This is a genomic window from Deltaproteobacteria bacterium (assembly GCA_029860075.1).
Lineage (GTDB): Bacteria > Desulfobacterota > JADFVX01 > JADFVX01 > JADFVX01 > JAOUBX01.
In genome coordinates, this window is sequence record JAOUBX010000091.1 from 1 (window position 1) to 16,877 (window position 16,877).

The 16,877-nt window shown below is 43.5% G+C and carries 16 protein-coding genes and 1 pseudogene; 12 read left to right on the forward strand and 5 right to left on the reverse strand.

From position 1 onward, the window contains the following. The 10 genes from OEV42_18765 to OEV42_18810 all read left to right on the forward strand — a co-directional run. The coding region (locus tag OEV42_18765) for a hypothetical protein (GenBank protein MDH3976313.1) at window positions 1–336 on the forward strand (336 nt) is incomplete at its 5' end. A 50-nt stretch (window positions 337–386) separates the two neighbouring features. Beyond that, window positions 387–914 carry a hypothetical protein gene (locus OEV42_18770; protein ID MDH3976314.1) on the forward strand — a complete coding sequence of 176 codons (528 nt, stop codon included), beginning with the start codon at window positions 387–389 and terminating at the stop codon, window positions 912–914. A 272-nt stretch (window positions 915–1,186) separates the two neighbouring features. Continuing rightward, window positions 1,187–1,525, forward strand: coding sequence for a helix-turn-helix transcriptional regulator (locus OEV42_18775; GenBank protein MDH3976315.1), 339 nt, complete (start codon window positions 1,187–1,189; stop codon window positions 1,523–1,525). Then, complete coding sequence (locus tag OEV42_18780) at window positions 1,519–2,847, forward strand: type II toxin-antitoxin system HipA family toxin (protein ID MDH3976316.1); 1,329 nt, start codon at window positions 1,519–1,521, stop codon at window positions 2,845–2,847. Before OEV42_18775 ends, OEV42_18780 begins: the two co-directional genes overlap by 7 nt. A 50-nt stretch (window positions 2,848–2,897) precedes the next feature. After that, entirely contained in the window at window positions 2,898–3,362 is a 465-nt protein-coding gene (locus OEV42_18785; protein MDH3976317.1) for a GNAT family N-acetyltransferase, read from the forward strand. 182 nt (window positions 3,363–3,544) lie between these two features. Continuing rightward, window positions 3,545–4,213, forward strand: a complete 669-nt coding sequence (locus OEV42_18790) for a type II secretion system protein GspG (GenBank protein ID MDH3976318.1) — start codon at window positions 3,545–3,547, stop codon at window positions 4,211–4,213. A 70-nt stretch (window positions 4,214–4,283) separates the two neighbouring features. Then, a complete protein-coding gene (locus tag OEV42_18795) occupies window positions 4,284–4,694 on the forward strand; it encodes a gamma-glutamylcyclotransferase (GenBank protein ID MDH3976319.1) in 411 nt (136 codons plus the stop codon). An 81-nt stretch (window positions 4,695–4,775) separates the two neighbouring features. Then, window positions 4,776–5,405, forward strand: a complete 630-nt coding sequence (gene can, locus OEV42_18800) for a carbonate dehydratase (GenBank protein MDH3976320.1) — start codon at window positions 4,776–4,778, stop codon at window positions 5,403–5,405. A gap of 74 nt (window positions 5,406–5,479) precedes the next feature. Continuing rightward, window positions 5,480–6,283: an alpha/beta hydrolase gene (locus OEV42_18805; protein ID MDH3976321.1), complete on the forward strand. Its 804-nt coding sequence runs from the start codon at window positions 5,480–5,482 to the stop codon at window positions 6,281–6,283. 121 nt (window positions 6,284–6,404) lie between these two features. After that, window positions 6,405–7,145, forward strand: coding sequence for a response regulator (locus tag OEV42_18810; protein MDH3976322.1), 741 nt, complete (start codon window positions 6,405–6,407; stop codon window positions 7,143–7,145). A gap of 85 nt (window positions 7,146–7,230) precedes the next feature. Here OEV42_18810 and OEV42_18815 read toward each other — a convergent pair whose 3' ends face one another. Beyond that, window positions 7,231–7,617, reverse strand: coding sequence for a DUF3775 domain-containing protein (locus OEV42_18815; GenBank protein MDH3976323.1), 387 nt, complete (start codon window positions 7,615–7,617; stop codon window positions 7,231–7,233). Window positions 7,618–7,916: 299 nt separating this feature from the next. Here OEV42_18815 and bamA point away from each other — a divergent pair, with 299 nt between their 5' ends. Then, complete coding sequence (gene bamA / locus OEV42_18820) at window positions 7,917–10,646, forward strand: outer membrane protein assembly factor BamA (GenBank protein ID MDH3976324.1); 2,730 nt, start codon at window positions 7,917–7,919, stop codon at window positions 10,644–10,646. A 136-nt stretch (window positions 10,647–10,782) separates the two neighbouring features. Further along, entirely contained in the window at window positions 10,783–12,519 is a 1,737-nt protein-coding gene (polX, locus tag OEV42_18825) for a DNA polymerase/3'-5' exonuclease PolX (protein ID MDH3976325.1), read from the forward strand. Window positions 12,520–12,638: 119 nt separating this feature from the next. Here polX and OEV42_18830 read toward each other — a convergent pair whose 3' ends face one another. The 4 genes and pseudogenes from OEV42_18830 to OEV42_18845 form a co-directional block, all read right to left on the reverse strand. Continuing rightward, window positions 12,639–12,956 carry a hypothetical protein gene (locus tag OEV42_18830; protein ID MDH3976326.1) on the reverse strand — a complete coding sequence of 106 codons (318 nt, stop codon included), beginning with the start codon at window positions 12,954–12,956 and terminating at the stop codon, window positions 12,639–12,641. Between the two features lie 341 nt (window positions 12,957–13,297). Beyond that, window positions 13,298–13,672, reverse strand: coding sequence for a hypothetical protein (locus tag OEV42_18835; GenBank protein ID MDH3976327.1), 375 nt, complete (start codon window positions 13,670–13,672; stop codon window positions 13,298–13,300). 42 nt (window positions 13,673–13,714) lie between these two features. Beyond that, complete coding sequence (locus OEV42_18840; GenBank protein ID MDH3976328.1) at window positions 13,715–15,766, reverse strand: PAS domain S-box protein; 2,052 nt, start codon at window positions 15,764–15,766, stop codon at window positions 13,715–13,717. A 289-nt stretch (window positions 15,767–16,055) separates the two neighbouring features. Then, window positions 16,056–16,871 (reverse strand): annotated as a pseudogene (locus tag OEV42_18845) (glycogen/starch/alpha-glucan phosphorylase). Window positions 16,872–16,877: the final 6 nt, after the last annotated feature.

A 16,877-nucleotide genomic window follows, 5' to 3' on the forward strand; every position in this document is an offset into this window, starting at 1 on the left:
ATAAAGGAGATGGGCTATTTCAAAGAGTTAAAAATCCATCTTATCCCCTACAGGGTCGTAACCCTGGGGGCAACTCAAAAAGAAGACATTAATGCCAGGCTCCCTTTTATCTTTGAAACGAGGGGCTTTGCCGAAAACTACACCCGCTACGCCCTCATATCAAGAAAAGACAAGAAGGAAATTCACGAAGGAGCCATACTGCTAAGAGGCGCCCAGGTCATAGAATATGAGGATCATCACTATCTGATCAGTGTGGTACAGGTCAATCATGGCCCTGAAGAGGTTGAACCCTATGCTAAAATCTATGTGGCGGAGATACATATTAGCCGGGTCTAGGAGTCTGTCGGACTTAGGGTAAAAGCGATTTTTTTGACTGGATGAACTGGATGAAGAGCAAAAAATCAAGAATCCCATGCATTTCTTTGTGCATCTTCCTGTCCCTTTTTCCCGGCGCTGCATTCGCTAAAGGAGCTGTTAAATGCCCTGATGATGCCAGGCAGAAGGAAGGGGAAACCTCCTTCGGGGGAGATTCCACCTTTTTCGTGGGCTGTATTGATAAGACGGGAGAACTGCATGGCCCTGCCATCTTCTGGAACGATAAGGGTGAAAAGATAATAGAAGCTTACTTTATCAACGGCAGCCAGGAGGGAAAGTGGACTTCATGGCATTCCAATGGCAATAAGAAAAGTGAAGGCAATTACCGGGATGGTCAATTTGAAGGCAAATGGCTCGAATGGCATGACAATGGGGTTCCGGCTGCGGAGATGACCTATAACGAGGGTTTGATCCAGGGGATTGTCAAAGTGTGGAATCGAGAGGGTAATCTTGAAAGGATTGACGAATATAAAAATGGAGTTAAGGTCGAAAGCACGCCGGCTCCATCTAAAAAACAGGGTACCAGGCAGGTAGAATAAGCAGCGGGTATTGCGGCGAAGAGGGTAGATTTATACTATTTTATTCTCCTGCCCTCAAGGAGAATAAAGCGCGAAAATCCAGACAAGAGCACAAAAACCCCCTTAAATTACAGCCTTAATCAAGGCCATTATCTTACACAATCACCTCAACAGACCTTATTAAGGCTGTTACACATTTCCACCTTGACACCACAACCCATCTAATCTACAATAGCCCTTATCAAGGCCTTTATTGTCTATAGTTAACACCAGCATACTTATTTGAGGCTATTATGGACTTTTACTCAATGACAGATAAGGGGATTGCGGCTGAAATTGGCGGCCGTATCAAATCGCTTCGCTTACGCAAGAACCTGACTCAACAGCAACTGTCGGAAGCAACTGCCTTATCGCTCAATACGATCAAGGCCCTTGAGGCGGGCAAAGGAAAGATACAATCACTCATCGCCATATTGCGGGAACTAGACGCGCTCCACCTGTTAGAGGAATTCATACCTGAACCTTTAGTCAGTCCCTTGCAACTGGCAAAGCGACAGGGCAAAAAACGCAAGAGAGCTTCCGGCAGGCACAGGAAAGATTCCTCTGATTCCGATGAGGGCTCACAATGGTAAAAAAGGTCGATACGGCGCTTGTCAAGCTATGGGGAGAGGTAGCAGGCGCCGTCTCATGGCTCGATGATCGTGCTTATAGCATCTTTGAATATGATCCCGCTTTTCTGAAAAAGGGCCTTCACATCTCTCCCCTGCATATGAGAATTGATGAGGCCGGTGAAGGTGATGGACTATTCTCATTCCCCCACTTAAACAAGGAAACTTTCCTTGGCCTGCCGGGCCTGCTTGCCGATACGCTTCCCGACAAATTCGGCAATGCCGTTATCGATGCATGGCTGGCGCGAAAGGGCCGGAATGCTGCCTCTTTCAGTCCCGTCGAACGCCTTTGCTATACAGGAAAGCGTGCCATGGGCGCCCTCGAATTTTCTCCACCGGTCAATGAGAAATTTGATCGCTCCGTACCCATTGAAGTGGCAGACCTCGTTGAACTGGTACAAAGCATTATGTCTCATCGATTAAACCTTAAGGCCGGTTTCGGAACTAACGACAAGGAAAATTCAGAAGCCATAAGCGATATTCTGCGCGTCGGCACCTCGGCAGGAGGCGCCCGCCCAAAAGCGGTCATTGCCATAAATGCAGAGGGTAAGGTCAGGTCCGGGCAGGCGGAAGCGCCCCGGGGTTATGACTGCTGGCTGCTGAAATTTGATGGCGTTACAGACCTTGAACTTGGCGAGCCGAAACATTACGGACGCATTGAATATGCCTACCATTTGATGGCAAAAGCCGCAGGCATTCACATGACAGAGTGCCGCCTCATGGAAGAGCATGGCAGAGCACATTTTCTTACCAGGCGTTTTGACCGCAAAGGCCCCAATAAAATACATATGCAGTCCCTCTGCGGTCTGGCTCATTTCGATTTTAACATGGCCGGAGCGTACAGCTATGAACAGGTCTTTTCCGTCATGCGGCAAATACGGCTCACAAAAGCAGAAGCAATACAACAATACAGGCGCATGATCTTCAATATCATTGCCCGCAACCAGGATGACCACACAAAAAACATCGCTTTTCTAATGGATCAAAAAGGTAAATGGAAACTCTCCCCTGCCTTTGACGTAACTTATTCCCATAACCCGGCGGGCAAGTGGACAAACCGGCATCAGATGACTGTCAACGGAAAGCGTGATAACTTTAAATCAGAAGACTTGCTGGTTGTCGGTGAATCAATAAGCCTGAACAAACCGAAAGAGATTATAGCAGAAGTGGCTCACTACGTCGAAAAATGGCCTGAATACGCTAAAGAGGCGGGACTAAAAAAAAGTATAACAAAAGATATCCAAAATAATCATCGAAGTGAATTGATAAGGCAATTTAAATTGTGACGCAGCAGCGTTAAAGCTGAAAACAGCCATTTAAAGGCACTTGCAATTTAATGGCGGCTAAATATATTCCTTTAATATGCAAGAAAACTATGAACATCTCTATTGAATACGGAACTGAAAAGATCGATTGGGTAGCATTGTGTGAGATATTCAGACTTGCGCCCCTTGGAACAGGTGAACCTGACAAGCTGAAAATAGTGGCTAAAAACAGCTTCACAGTTTGCTCCGCATTCGTTGATGGTAAGATTGCAGGTTTTGGCCGGGCTATTTCGGATGGACAATATCAATCAGCAATTTATGATGTCGTTGTATTGCCGAAATTTCAAAATCAGGGACTTGGCAAAAGCATCATGAATGCTCTCATTGAAAAATTACCAAAAAATTCGACTGTACTTATATTCGTTGCACCGGGAAAAGAGGATTTCTATCGCAAATTTGGTTTTGGTAATCTAAAAACAGGGATGGCCTTATTCTCAAACCCTGAGATGGCAAAAAACGAAGGGTATCTGGAATAACTGGAAATCGAGCCTGTCACCTGAGCGAAAGGAGTAATGACATAGGTATAGAGGAGTATTCGACGATGACATTTCACATGATTTACTTTATGACGCAATGGGATCAGATATAAAAATCTTAATTACCAATGTCTTAAATTAAAAATAACTGAGGGATCAAAAAAAGCTGAAGGACTCTACACATGCTAATATTCAGAAATGCAAATCTATTTACCATCATTTTTATTTGTTCCATTTTTGCTCTTTGCTTCATTCTGGATACAAAAAAAATACGTTCTGCCAAGGTTTATATTTTAATAATCGTCTCCCTTCTCACCATCCAATTAATTTCTTTTAATGTATGCACAGGATGTGTCTACTGGAAAAAGGACCTTTCAAATGTTGAAGAAAAACATATATTGGTTTTTTCCGAAATATTAGATCAATTTAAAAATGATATGGGCCGCTACCCCTTGACAGATGAAGGCTGGTCTGCCCTGATAACAAGCCCTGCCGGGATAAAACCTCATATTTGGAAAGGCCCTTATTTATCTGATATACCAAAGGACCACTGGAAAAATGAATTAGTTTATTCGAGTAAAGACGGAAAAAGTTTCAGCTTGTTCTCAAAAGGCGAAGATGGTCTGTCTGCCAGTAAGGGAAATGACCGGGATGACATTAATAGTTGGGACACTAAAAAACATTGGAAAAGCTATTATGTTGAAAAAGGAACTGAAAAAAAGTTTTACAGAGAAATTCTCTACCCCCTTGTCTGTGCCCTTAACCTGTTACTAATCGCTTATTTTATTATTCGTTTTATCATCTTCCTCCTTCAAAAAAACGATAAGAAGATTGGAGAAAAGAAGGTTTAATATGATATTATCCCTATAGCACATGACGACTGTAAGTCACAGGCACAGATCCTGAATATTGGGGCAGGCGATGAATGATAACTCGGAAAAGAGGTTACATGAAGTATTCTTTTATGGTCTTTATATGGACCCGCATATACTTCAACAACAGGGAGTGAAACCCGGAAATCCACGAATTGGAAAAGCGGACGACTTTGAACTGAGAATAGGGAAGAAGGCAACGCTCCTTCGTTCCGCCGGTAAATCAGCCTATGGTATGCTCTATTCGTTAACTCATTCAGAAATTAACGCTTTGTATTGGGGCGCAGGATTAACTGAATATGCGCCGGAAGCGATACTCGTCAAAGCCGGGGATGAGCACATTGCAGCGCTTTGCTGCAACCTGGTAATTCCACCGCAGGCAGGAGAGTCAAATGAGGACTATAAAGAGAGGTTAATAACAGCTATGAATAAGCTCGATGTACCTGTTAATATACCCTGATAAAGACTTTCATTTCGACGCACTCCACAGGATGCAAGTTTAACAGCGATATAAAAATAATAAGGAACAAAAATATTTGCCATGAAAATATTAAATGATCTTTTTGAAAAAAACAGAAAATGGGCAGAAAAGGTAAAAGCCTCTGATCCTGAGTTCTTCCTGAACATTTCAAAACAGCAAAAGCCTGAATATTTATGGATTGGCTGTTCCGACAGCCGCGTGGCGGCCAATCAAATTGTCGACCTTCTTCCCGGCAGGCTCTTTGTTCATCGTAATATTGCCAACGTCGTTGTCCATACGGACCTCAATTGCCTGTCCGTTATTCAATATGCAGTAGAAGTGTTAAAAATAAAACATATTATTGTTTGCGGACATTACGGCTGCGGCGGCATTCAGGCAGCCATGGAAAATAAAGAGCATGGCTTGATAGACCATTGGCTTCGTCATATTAAAGATGTCTATCGTTATCATGAGGAGAAATTTGACGCAGTTAATGATGAAAAAGAAAAAATGAACCTGCTCTGTGAACTTAATGTCATTGAACAGGTCGCCAATGTTTGTCACACGACTATTGTTCAAAATGCCTGGAGATCGGGGCAGGAACTGGCAGTACATGGATGGATATACAATATTGAAGACGGCATATTGAAAGATATGAATGTATGCAACAAGGGGCCTGATGACATATCCCAAACGCACAGATTGAAGTAGAACAGAGGGTTGCTGTACTCCACAGGGAGTGGAGTTTTTCCAACTTTTTGTACCTTTTCTAAGCGTGAAATAGCATGAAAATCCTTATCCTCATTGCCATAGCAGTCTTTGCCCTCTTTGCTTTTTACGGCTGCAAATCAGTTGTTAACAGGCTGGCTTTTTATCCCGACAAGACAGATATCATCCCCGGCAACAGGTTGCCGGAGAATGTAAAGGAAATCTTCATTGAAACGGAAGATAAACTAAGCATTCAGGCATACTTTATCCCCAATAAAAGTTCAGACAATATCCTCCTTTATTTTCACGGTAATGCAGGCAATATTTGCCACCGTCTGCCTGATCTCTTGCAGATAAACAGTTTTGGAATAAACGTGCTGGGCATCAGCTATCGCGGCTATGGAAAAAGCGAGGGTAAACCGAGCGAGGAAGGGATCTACATGGACGGCAGAGCAGCTTTGAAGTATGCAACTGAAAAGCTCGGTTTTGCTGAGGAAAATGTCATCCTCTTGGGCCGGTCCATTGGAACGGCGGCTGCAATCGAAACGGCCCTCAACAGAAACATAAAGGGATTGATCCTTGTAACGCCGCTGACAAGCGGTAAAGATGAAGCCAGAGCGGCCGGGGTCGGCTCCCTTTCATCACTTGCCGGCGCCTCCTTCAACAACATAGGCAAAATAGATCGTCTTTCCTGCCCTCTTCTCGTCATTCACGGTACAAATGATGACGTCATTCCCTTTGAAATGGGCAAAGCCCTTTTCAACAGGGCAAAAGGCGAAAAGAAATTTGTCAAAATTGAAGGCGCCGACCACAATAATATATCAAGTGAATACGGGGCGAAATATTGGCCGCCCATCGATGAGTTTATCAGAGGGCTTTGAGAGCAGCCGGCCTGCTGTTATACTTACATTCAAGGAAATTACTTCTCATCCTTGTTTATGCCATGCTGACTCTTGCAAAGAAGGATAGCCCAGCCCCTGGAAGAAAGAGGTAATACTCAAAGTGAGTGACATAAAAATTCTGCTTGTTGAAGAAGTATGGCGCACAATAGAAAGTGTAATGTCTGTTCTGTCAAGGACCAACTGCACTATTATAACAACAAGCTCCGGTAAAGAGGCCTTAAAAACTATCAGGAAAGAACATCCTCATCTAGTTGTGCTGGACTTTTCCATGCATGAAATACCCGGTGATGAAATATGTAAAAAATTAAAATCATCGTCTCATACGAAAAGCATACCTGTTATCATGCTGGGAATGCTTGGAAACGAAAAGGACAAGGCACGATGTTTTGCTGCAGGTTGTGATGAATTTATATTAAAACCTTTTGATCCATCGGAACTTATAAAGAAAATATTAAAATACCTCGATCTCGTCGTCAGAGAACATGAAAGAATTCCCCTTAATACAGCAGTCGACATTAGCATCAAAAGCAAAGGAACGCTCCTCAATATATCCGGTGGGGGCGTCTTTGTAAGAGGTGACAAACTTTTCCCTGTAGGAACTATTCTAAATTTGAAATTTACTTTGCCTGATTCAATGATTCCCCTAGAAGTAGAAGGTAAAGTTATAAGAGTAGTGAGAAAAGCAAAAGAAAGGCCGGCGATAAATGAGGGAATGGGAATAAAGTTTACCAACCTTTCAGTAACAGCGAAAAAAATAATCAGGGAATGGACAGAAGCTTCTTCTTCATTAAAAAATCATGATTTATCTCCTGTTGCAATTGAAAGAGAAGAGTCATGTTAATTAGCGCTCATATCTTTTTAACCCGGAAATAACAGTTGCCTGTTATTTCCGGCGGCAGCAGCAGAAAACCGGTGAGAAATGCAGGCTAATCACCGCAATAGTAACCATGAAGGTAAAGCCCCTCTGTTAAATATTCAGACACCAGGGGCGTTGCAAGCAGATACTCTGCCGTCCTTTTGTTCCAGCTGTCGCTTGCATCCTCAACGGCCCTTTCCCAATCTTCGAGGTCATAATCACCCCTCCCCAGCCACATGAGAGCCACCAGCTCGGCCTGCTGGTCCGGTTCGAGGTCTTTTATGGCCAGTCTGACCTCCCGGTAAGTCATATCGTCAACATGGTCCTCCAGTATCTGAAGGGCATTTTCATCGGCCGGGCTATCGGGCGTCTCGGGAATAACCACTTGTTCCTTGGCCTGAAACTCACGCGCTTTTTCGATAATCCGGCAAACAATATCGGGATTCAGGTTTATCATCTTTTGCTCCCTCCTTTATTAGCTTATGAATATTTTTTAAAGAAAACCATTGAATGAGTACCGGCAACAGTGCACATTCACTACCAAAAGAATAGCACAAAAAATATGAAAGTTAATTTCAGCAACAGGATTTAGATTTAGTAAAATTCAAGGGCTAGACACTAAAAGCGCTCAGGAAGTCGAAAGATTGAAAGTCTCCCTCATTTGTGAAATATCATTAACTTACTTTGCTTGTTTTTACTTCCTCCCCTATGATATTTTGTTTCATTATCAAAGCGCCTGAAGTTAATAAGGCAGCAATGAACAGAGATGCAATAATGGCTTACAAAAAACATTCTTTCCTCTTATTTTTTATTCTTCTCTTTCCCCCTTTCCAGGCCTTTTCCCAGCCACCCTTTAAAGACATGGAGATTAAAGAGCTAAGGTTTGGCGGCGCCGCTAAAGACATACCTGAAGCGGATCTCAGATATCTCCTTACCATCAGGGAGGGAGACCTTTATTCCTTTTCACAAATCAAAAAAAGCATCAAAAACCTCTATCTGAAAGGAACCTTTTCGCAGGTTTTTGCCGATGCAATCAGGAAAGATGACGGCCTCATTTTAACCTTTATGCTGACACTCAAACCGATGGCGGTATCGGTAAAGATAAAAGGGAATAAAGCCCTTGATGACAATGAACTGCTGCCTCATATTCCCCTTAAAAGAGGCGCTGATCTGACGGATGAAGTCATTAAAAAATCGGAAGACAAGATAAAAGAGATCTATCGAAATAACGGTTATTACAGGGCCCATATAAAAACGAAAATAAGCGGAAAGGAGAATGAAGCAAAGGTAATTTTCATGGTCAGGGAACACAGGGTCTGCTTACTGGAGAATGTAAATTTTAAAGGCGAGCTCATTTTCAGTAAAGAGCAACTCTATGCCCTCTTCAAATCGGAAATCTCGGAACCTTTGAAAGTTGCCTTTCTCGAAGAGGACCGAAAGCGCCTTTTTGATTTTTACAAAAGGGCAGGCTATCTCCATGTCCGGATTTCCGAACCTGCCATCATCTTTAATAATAATAAAAAAGGAAAAGCGACGATTACCTTTGACATTAATGGCGGCCCTTTAACCAGCTTCCGCATAAAAGACAATCGCTTTTTTTCGAAAGATGAAATCATAAAAATTATCAATCCCGATCTGGGTGACACCATTAATGAGGACCGCTTGAATAAATGGGAAGAGAAGATCCTCTTTGCCTACAGGGATAACGGTTTTACAGCGGCAAATGTTTCCGCTGAACTTACCCTGTCGGAAAAGGAAAAAAAGGTCAGCTTTATCATTGATGAAGGCCTGCGCTACCACATTGGCGCTATCACCATCAGGGGAAACAGGCTCATCGAAAAAAACCGCATAAGCGGCCTCATTAAACCGGCAACAGCCCTTTTGTCTCCGGCCTTCTCCATGAACAGGCTCGATAAACAAATTGAAGAACTAAAGGAACGCTACAGGAAGAGAGGCGTTCTAACTGTTCAGGTTAAAAAGAACCTTATCTTTAACAGAGATAAGGGAACAACTGATATAGAGCTGGTCATTAAGGAAGGGCCTCAAAGCATTATTAAAAAGATCAGTTTCGGCGGCAACCAGGTCATCAGGGAAGATCAGTTAAGAAGAAAAACGGCCTTCCGTGAAGGTGACACTATCAACATGGAAAAAATTGACAATGCTGCAAGGGAAATATCGAGGTTCTATTCGGAACAAGGCTATATTTACGCGGAGATTGAAAGAGACTTTGGTTTTTCTGAAGATAAAAGTGAGGCAAAGATTCATTTTCAGATTGATGAAGGCCCCCTGGCGAGGATGGGGAAAATTATTATCAGGGGAAACAGGCAGACAAAGAGCCGAATTATCATGAGAGAGTTATCCCTTTCGGAAGGTCATATCTACGATCCTGAAAAAGTCGGACAAGACAGGCTAAATGTCTATAAAACAGGGCTCTTTAAACGGGTAAGATATGAAGAAAGGAAAAGTTTTTTTAAAGATAAAACGAAGGATATGCTTCTTACCGTCGATGAGAGAAAAGCAGGAGCCATTGAAATAGGGATGGGTTATGCCACCGATGTGGGACTGAGGGCCTTTGCCGGAATATCCTATCTCAATATAGGCGGTACGGGAAGAAGTGCAAGGCTAAGAGGAAGTATAAGCCGAATAAGAAACAATATCATTCTCGGCTATAAGGAACCCTGGCTTGCCGGATTCTCCCTCGACGGCCGCCTGGACCTGGTGCGCCAGCACCAGGAAAAAGAGAGTTATGACATCGAAAAGGACGGAATAGTGCTCGGTATCGATAAGCGCCTGTCCCGTGAAATCAAATTTTCCCTGCAATACAAGATTGAAAAGAGCAAGTACTCCAACGTAGAAGCGGGCACGGCCCAGGAGGAAGGGAGAAGCACCATTGGAACTATCGGCCCTATAATTGTCAGGGATTCAAGGGATGATCCTTTTAATCCGGAAAAGGGTTCCGTCAACCTTCTTCAGTTCGAAATGGCCGGCAAAGCCCTCGCTTCCGATGATGAATTCCACAAGACAACGGCCCGGTCAAGCTGGTATCGACGGCTTACGGACCCTTTCATTGCCGCGCTCTCCCTAAGGGCAGGCTACATCGATCTTTTGGGTGATACGCTGAATGTGCCTGCCGACAAGCGTTTTTACCTCGGTGGAAGAACAACGGTAAGAGGTTATAAGGAGGACTCCATAGGGCCTGAAAATGCCTTCGGTTCTCCCATTGGTGGTGAAGCAATGATAAACATCAACATGGAAGCAAGGATCAGGCTCATCAATGACTTGGGGGGCCTTCTTTTTTGGGATGCGGGAAATGTATGGCAAACATCGGATAAAAGGAAGCTCTCTCATATGAGAAAATCTTATGGCGGTGGAATCAGATATTTAACACCTATCGGGCCCTTAAGTCTCGAATATGGCCACAAGATAGACAGGCCAAGCGGGGAGAGTAAGGGAGAGTGGTATTTTACAATCGGCAATATTTTTTAGAATATTTTTGTAGAGACGACTCGGTGAGTCGTCTCAAGAGACGTTCCACCGGAACGTCTCTACAGTTCCACCGGAACGTCTCTACAAATGAATCATTATAATATTTGAAAATAACTGTTTATATAAAGATTGAACATTGGAAAATACAGACATAGCAAATCTCTTCTCAACCATAGCAGACCTGCTTGAAATCAGCGGAGACAATCCTTTCAGGATCCGTTCCTACCGAAATGGGGCCCGTACCATCGAGGGACTTCCCTATAGCCTTATTAGCGTTGTCGAAAGGGATGAAGCAGGGCTTGAAGAGATACCCGGTATCGGCAAGGGACTTCATGAAAAGATTGTTGAAATCCTTAAGACAGGCAAGTGCAGCTTATACGATGAACTGCTGAAAAAACTCCCGCCTACCCTTCTGGACCTGCTCGACATTCCCGGACTGGGCCCAAAAAAAATAAAAGTTCTCTATGAGGGTGCAGGAATAAAAACGATGGATGCCCTTGAAAAAGCCGCAAAAGAGGGCAGACTAAGGGCCTTTCCCGGCATGGGAGAAAAATCGGAAGCCAACATCCTTCTATCTATTGAAGCCGTAAGGAAACGAAGCGGCAGAAGCAACATTTCAAAGGCCCTGGCAAAGGCGGAAGCGCTTGTCGGTTACATCAAAGGAATTCCCGGTGTAACAAGGGCAATCCATGCAGGGAGCCTCAGGCGCTGGAAGGAGACCATCGGCGATATTGACATACTGGTAGCCTGTGCTGATGCTTTGGAAGTGATGGAAAAGTTTGTCACTCACCCTGAAGTCGAAAGAGTGCTTGCAAAGGGAGAGACCAAAAGTTCCGCTCTCTTTGCCAACCATCTGCAGGTCGATGTGAGAGTCATTGATGAAAAATCTTTCGGCGCCGCCCTGCAATACTTTACAGGCTCCAGGGAACATAATGTAGCTCTCAGGCTGAGGGCAAAAAAGAGGGGCCTCAAGATCAGTGAATACGGTGTCTTCAGTGAAAAGGACGGCAGCCGGGTGGCCGGAAAAGAGGAGGCAGACATTTATAAGGCCATTGGACTTCCCTGCATCGTTCCCCAATTACGGGAAGGAAGAGGCGAAATAGAGGCTGCAGAATCCATGAAATTACCGGACCTTATTCAGCCAAATCAGATAAGAGGTGATCTCCACATGCATACCACCTGGAGTGATGGCCGGGACAGCATCGAAGAAATGGCTGAGGAAGCCATGAAGAGGGGCTATGAATACATAGCCATAACAGACCACTCCAGGGCTGTCGGCATCGCCCATGGACTCAATGAAGAACGGCTGCTAAAGCAGATGGAGGAAATAGACAGGGTAAATGACCGTATCAGGAAAACCGCTTCACCCTTCACCCTTCTCAAGGGATCGGAAGTCGACATAATGGCCGACGGCACGCTCGATCTCGACCATTCGGTTCTTGAAAAACTGGACTTTGTCATCGGCGCTATCCATTCGGGCTTTACCATGACTGAAAAGGAGATGACCGACAGAATCATAAAGGGTATTTCAACAGGACTCATCAATGTTATTGCCCACCCCACGGGAAGACTTATTAACCGGAGAGAGCCCTATGCAGTCAACCTGAAAAAGGTATTTGACGCTGCAAAGGAACATGGCACAGCCATGGAGATCAACTCCCATCCCTACCGGCTCGACCTGAAGGACATCCATTGCAGGCAGGCCGTCGAGTCGGGACTTTATGTAAGCATAGCAACGGACTCCCATAACAGAAAGCAGATGGAAAATATTATTTACGGCATAAACACGGCACAGCGGGGATGGGTAGAGGCTGAAAGTGTTATTAACACAAAAAAACCAGGTGACTTACGTGAGTTTTTGAAGAGAGGGTGAACGAAAAGAAGGAGACGCTCCTTTCTCATCATTCTTGATTCACAGACCCTTAAATCCCCCTCATTCCTTTGCTGAAGGAGAGAAGCAGAATCATAAAAAACCTGTGTCAAAATAATTTCTCAAAGCGCCTTTCCCTCCTTCTGCAACGCCTGGATCCTGTCCATCAGCATCTTTCTCAGCTTCTGCCTCCGGTGAATACCGACGAGAAGAAAAACGGCAAAGAGGCCCATGAAAAAGTAAAAAAACATGGCGTAAATAACGGGGCCACGGCAGTTGAAAGTCTCTGCGCTGAAAGAATAGTTGCCCTCACACTCGAGAAATGAAAGGTGGGAAGAGGAGACAGACCAAAGCAGGAAAAGAAGTCCAAAGAGAAAAAATAATCCTGAAAGCGCAAAGGCGCCTTTACCCGTTTTTATTTTTATTTCTTTCTCTTTCATTATTCCCGGCTCCTTCCTGATTCGGGGGCTGCCCGTCATGTTTAACCTTTTACAAACGCCAGACAATCTATCTTTGCATCAATATGCAAGCGCTTCATATTAGAACATTCTTTGGAGAGGAAAAAAAGCATTTTTATGGTGGCGAAGAAAAGAGCTCAACAGAGGTGTGCTAAAATAATAAAGTATAAATTGGTTATAGTCTGCTTGCTTTGAAAAAAAGTATTTAGCTATGGATTTTTTATGTTTATCGAAGCCTCAAATCAAGAATGCAATTTACCCTTGCCCGGCCATGAGAATCGCGAAACTGAGCCGCGAGCAGGGTTTCCTGCTGTTTGAGCGTGTTAAATCTTTAGCCATTTGAATGCATCTTCAATGGTTGAACATATTTTGAAATTCCATGGCGACCCTGTTTTTTGGGATGTAATGACATAAGCTTTGCACATGTTTACAGCATGTTCTTCTACAGCTACAAGCGCAATATTAATATTTTCTTTGATGTATGCAGCTCCCAGATCGGTTGCAGCCGGAGTGAGCGTGTCGTCTTTTGTAACTAATGATGCATCGGCTCTTGTGAAATCCCATATCTGGTTTTTATGCCTATCAAAATCAATGCTTCCCTGTATTTGACTGTTTGCATCATTTATCTCATTTATAGAAGTGCAACCTGCAAAAGTGACCCTAAATGTTTTGTTTTTATAGGTTATTTGAAATGACATTTCTTAATTCTATAAGAGACTTGACAAGAGATTTTTCAGAATTTAATTGGCCTTTACAGGCAAGGCAAAACTAAAATTACTCCCCTTGCCCCATTCACTCTCCACCCATATTTTCCCCCCATGGAGTTCCACTATATTTTTACTGAGAACAAGCCCAAGACCTGTCCCGCTATTCTCCCCGCCTAGATCTATATCCAGCCGTTCAAAAGGCTTAAAGAGACGATTCATATCTTTCTTCTTTATACCGGGGCCCTTATCCATAACGGAGAATTTGACCTGCTTTATTAAAGCGTCGGAGTCATCAACAAAAGGTTCCACTTTCACGGTAATAGTACCACCTTTCGGTGTATACCGGGAAGCATTTCCTATAAGATTGATAAGTACCTGCTTGATTCGTCTTTCATCGGCATAAAGAAAGTCAACATCGTTCCCGACCTTTACAAGCAGGTGTTTGTCATTAACAAGCATCTTGTCCCTGAAAACAGCCACACTCCTTTTGAGAAGAGAATTTACATCAACAGGAGAGGGATCGAGGACCATTTTTTCCTCTTCTATAACCTTGAGATCAAGAAGGTCATTGACTATTCTGAGAAGGTGTTCAGCGCTTTCGTAGATATCATTGACCAAGTCACGTTGATTGTTTGTCAGCTTTCCCAAAAGTCCATTGTAGAGAAGCTCGGAAATACCCAGAATGGAGCCCAGTGGCGTTCTAAGCTCATGAGACATGTGGGCCACAAAGTTGGTTTTTGCCTGGTTGGCGGCATCGGCCATTTTCTTGGCAGTTCTTAATTTATTTGCAGACTCTTTTTGCCTGGTGATATCATGGGAAACAATGATGAAATGAGAAACATGGCCCCCCTCATTAATTAGCGGAGAGATGGATACTTTCTCCCAGTAGCGCTCTCCATCCTTCCTTTTACTGCAAACTTCACCCTTCCAGGCGCCTCTTTTTTTGAGACTTTCCCAGATTTTTTTGTGTTTGCCCTTTGAATTGCTGCCATTCCTTAAAAAGTAAGCTTTCTTTCCTGTTACCTCATCTGCTGAATAAAGGGTTATTTTCTCAAAAACAGGATTAACATATTCGACCTTGCCTTTTGTATCGGTAATCATCACTACGGAGGGACTCTGATTAACCGCTTCCGATAGTTTTTTTAAAGACTCGTTACTCTCTTTCAACTCGGCCGTTCTTGTCTCAACAAGGGCTTCCAGGTCCTCCCTGTAGCTTTCCAGTTCCTTTTCAATCTCTTTTCGCTCTGTAATATCCTCGCAAATGGTAACAATGGCAATGGGGTCATCCTTCTTATCCTTTACAACAGAAGAGGTAAGCTGCACGGGGAAAATCGTCCCATCCTTTTTTATATTGCTTGTTTCTCGCTTTAAAAGAGAAAAATTTCTCAGTTTTTCCGGCGTATGACTTTTCCAGAATCGTTTTGTAGAAAACTTTCTCGCAGGTTTACCGGGAAGTTCTTCAGGAGAGTAGCCATGAATAAGGGCTTCGGCGGGATTAGAATAAACGATATTGCCCTCCTTATCGGCAATGGTTAATCCAGCAGGCATATTTTCAACAGCTTCCTCCAGGGACAAAAGCATTTTTTCCTTCTTTTTGATTCTTTTTAACTCTGCTTCGAGTTCTTTTTTCGAGCCCTCGCGCAGATTCCGGTCCCGGAAGGCCTTCAGCGTTATGTAAAGTCTTGAAAGGAGGTCAACAGCGCTGACAGGACGGCAAATATAATCGGAAGCGCCGGCATGAATTATCTCGCTTATGGTTTCATCCTTTCTGTCAGGCACGGCAACAATGACCGGGACGGCCTTGAATAAATCGATTTTTCTTATTTTTTTGCAAATTTCAATGGAATCTTCAAAGGGTGAAGACAAGGCCAGGAGAATAAGGTCAAAGGAGCATTTTTGACTGCTTATTTTTTCAGAACCGGTAAGGTGATCAAAGGCTTTTTTGGAAGTGAGGCTCGTGAAATGAGTAAAACCCTCTTTTTCAAGGATTGAAGCTAATAGGCCTTGCGGGGAATCATCCAGGATAAGTGTTTTCGCTGGAAGAAGTAAATTTTTTTCATAGATGCTTTTTTTTCTCCGTTCCATAGTCTCAAACCTTTTTTAAGCTCGAACAACTCCACAAAAAAGAAACATATCAGTATATTACAGCATTTTTTCATTGCATTCAGGTATGTCAGTCATTTTATAAATCAACAATAATTGCACAAAAAACACTACCACACCCACATAAACCTGCAATATACATACCTTTTCCGCCTTTTCACACTAATCATTTCGAGCTAAGCAATAATCATGTTCATCAATCAAATCATTTAAAATAAAAATAGCATCCCCCCCCCGTCTGCCCGTCATAAATATTCCAGGTAAGCGCCTTCTAATCAACCTTAACGGAATTGACTTTCCAGATATCTTTTGCATATTCCTTAATGGTCCTGTCACTGGAAAATTTACCCATATTGGCAACGTTGATAATTGACTTTTTTATCCATTCATCCCTTTTGAGATAGTCCCTGCTCACCCTGTCCTGGCACTTTACATAGGACTGGTAATCTGCAAAAAGGAGATATTTGTCATGATAAAGGAGTGAATCGGTAAGTGGTTTGAAAAGGTCCTCCTGGAAAGGTGAAAAGTATCCACCCGCTATCATATCAATGACCTTTTTAAGCTCTTTATTTGCGTTATAATAATTCATAGGGTCATAACCCGACGCCTGCAAATCTTCAACCTCCGCTGTAGTAAGACCGAATATGTAGATATTATCATCCCCCACTTCTTCACGAATCTCTACGTTGGCGCCGTCCAGCGTCCCTATGGTAAGAGCGCCGTTTAAGGAAAACTTCATATTGCCTGTGCCTGACGCCTCCGTTCCCGCCGTCGATATCTGCTCTGAAAGGTCCGTTGCCGGTATAATAAGTTCCGCAAGGGAAACGTTATAGTTAGAGAGAAAAAGCAGTTTAAGCTTTCCTTCACAGTCAGGGTCGTAATTTACGATATCGGCAATGGAGTTTGTCAGCTTGATCATGAGCTTGGCAATATGGTAGGCAGGGGCCGATTTTCCGCCAAACATGATCGTTCTCGGCACAAAATCGGCAGAAGGGTCTTCCTTGATCCGGTTATAAAGGGTAACAACGTGAAGCAGGTTGAGCATCTGCCTTTTATACTCATGAAGCCTTTTGACCTGGCAATCAAACTATAT

What these genes read in the sequence shown, in the direction of transcription:
- OEV42_18770 (MDH3976314.1), top strand. Translation starts at nt 387, where the DNA reads ATGAAGAGCAAAAAATCAAGAATCCCATGCATTTCTTTGTGCATCTTC.
- OEV42_18775 (MDH3976315.1), top strand. Translation starts at nt 1,187, where the DNA reads ATGGACTTTTACTCAATGACAGATAAGGGGATTGCGGCTGAAATTGGC.
- OEV42_18780 (MDH3976316.1), top strand. Translation starts at nt 1,519, where the DNA reads ATGGTAAAAAAGGTCGATACGGCGCTTGTCAAGCTATGGGGAGAGGTA.
- OEV42_18785 (MDH3976317.1), top strand. Translation starts at nt 2,898, where the DNA reads ATGGCGGCTAAATATATTCCTTTAATATGCAAGAAAACTATGAACATC.
- OEV42_18790 (MDH3976318.1), top strand. Translation starts at nt 3,545, where the DNA reads ATGCTAATATTCAGAAATGCAAATCTATTTACCATCATTTTTATTTGT.
- OEV42_18795 (MDH3976319.1), top strand. Translation starts at nt 4,284, where the DNA reads ATGAATGATAACTCGGAAAAGAGGTTACATGAAGTATTCTTTTATGGT.
- can (MDH3976320.1), top strand. Translation starts at nt 4,776, where the DNA reads ATGAAAATATTAAATGATCTTTTTGAAAAAAACAGAAAATGGGCAGAA.
- OEV42_18805 (MDH3976321.1), top strand. Translation starts at nt 5,480, where the DNA reads ATGAAAATCCTTATCCTCATTGCCATAGCAGTCTTTGCCCTCTTTGCT.
- OEV42_18815 (MDH3976323.1), bottom strand. Translation starts at nt 7,617, where the DNA reads ATGATAAACCTGAATCCCGATATTGTTTGCCGGATTATCGAAAAAGCG.
- bamA (MDH3976324.1), top strand. Translation starts at nt 7,917, where the DNA reads ATGAACAGAGATGCAATAATGGCTTACAAAAAACATTCTTTCCTCTTA.
- OEV42_18830 (MDH3976326.1), bottom strand. Translation starts at nt 12,956, where the DNA reads ATGAAAGAGAAAGAAATAAAAATAAAAACGGGTAAAGGCGCCTTTGCG.
- OEV42_18835 (MDH3976327.1), bottom strand. Translation starts at nt 13,672, where the DNA reads ATGTCATTTCAAATAACCTATAAAAACAAAACATTTAGGGTCACTTTT.
- OEV42_18840 (MDH3976328.1), bottom strand. Translation starts at nt 15,766, where the DNA reads ATGGAACGGAGAAAAAAAAGCATCTATGAAAAAAATTTACTTCTTCCA.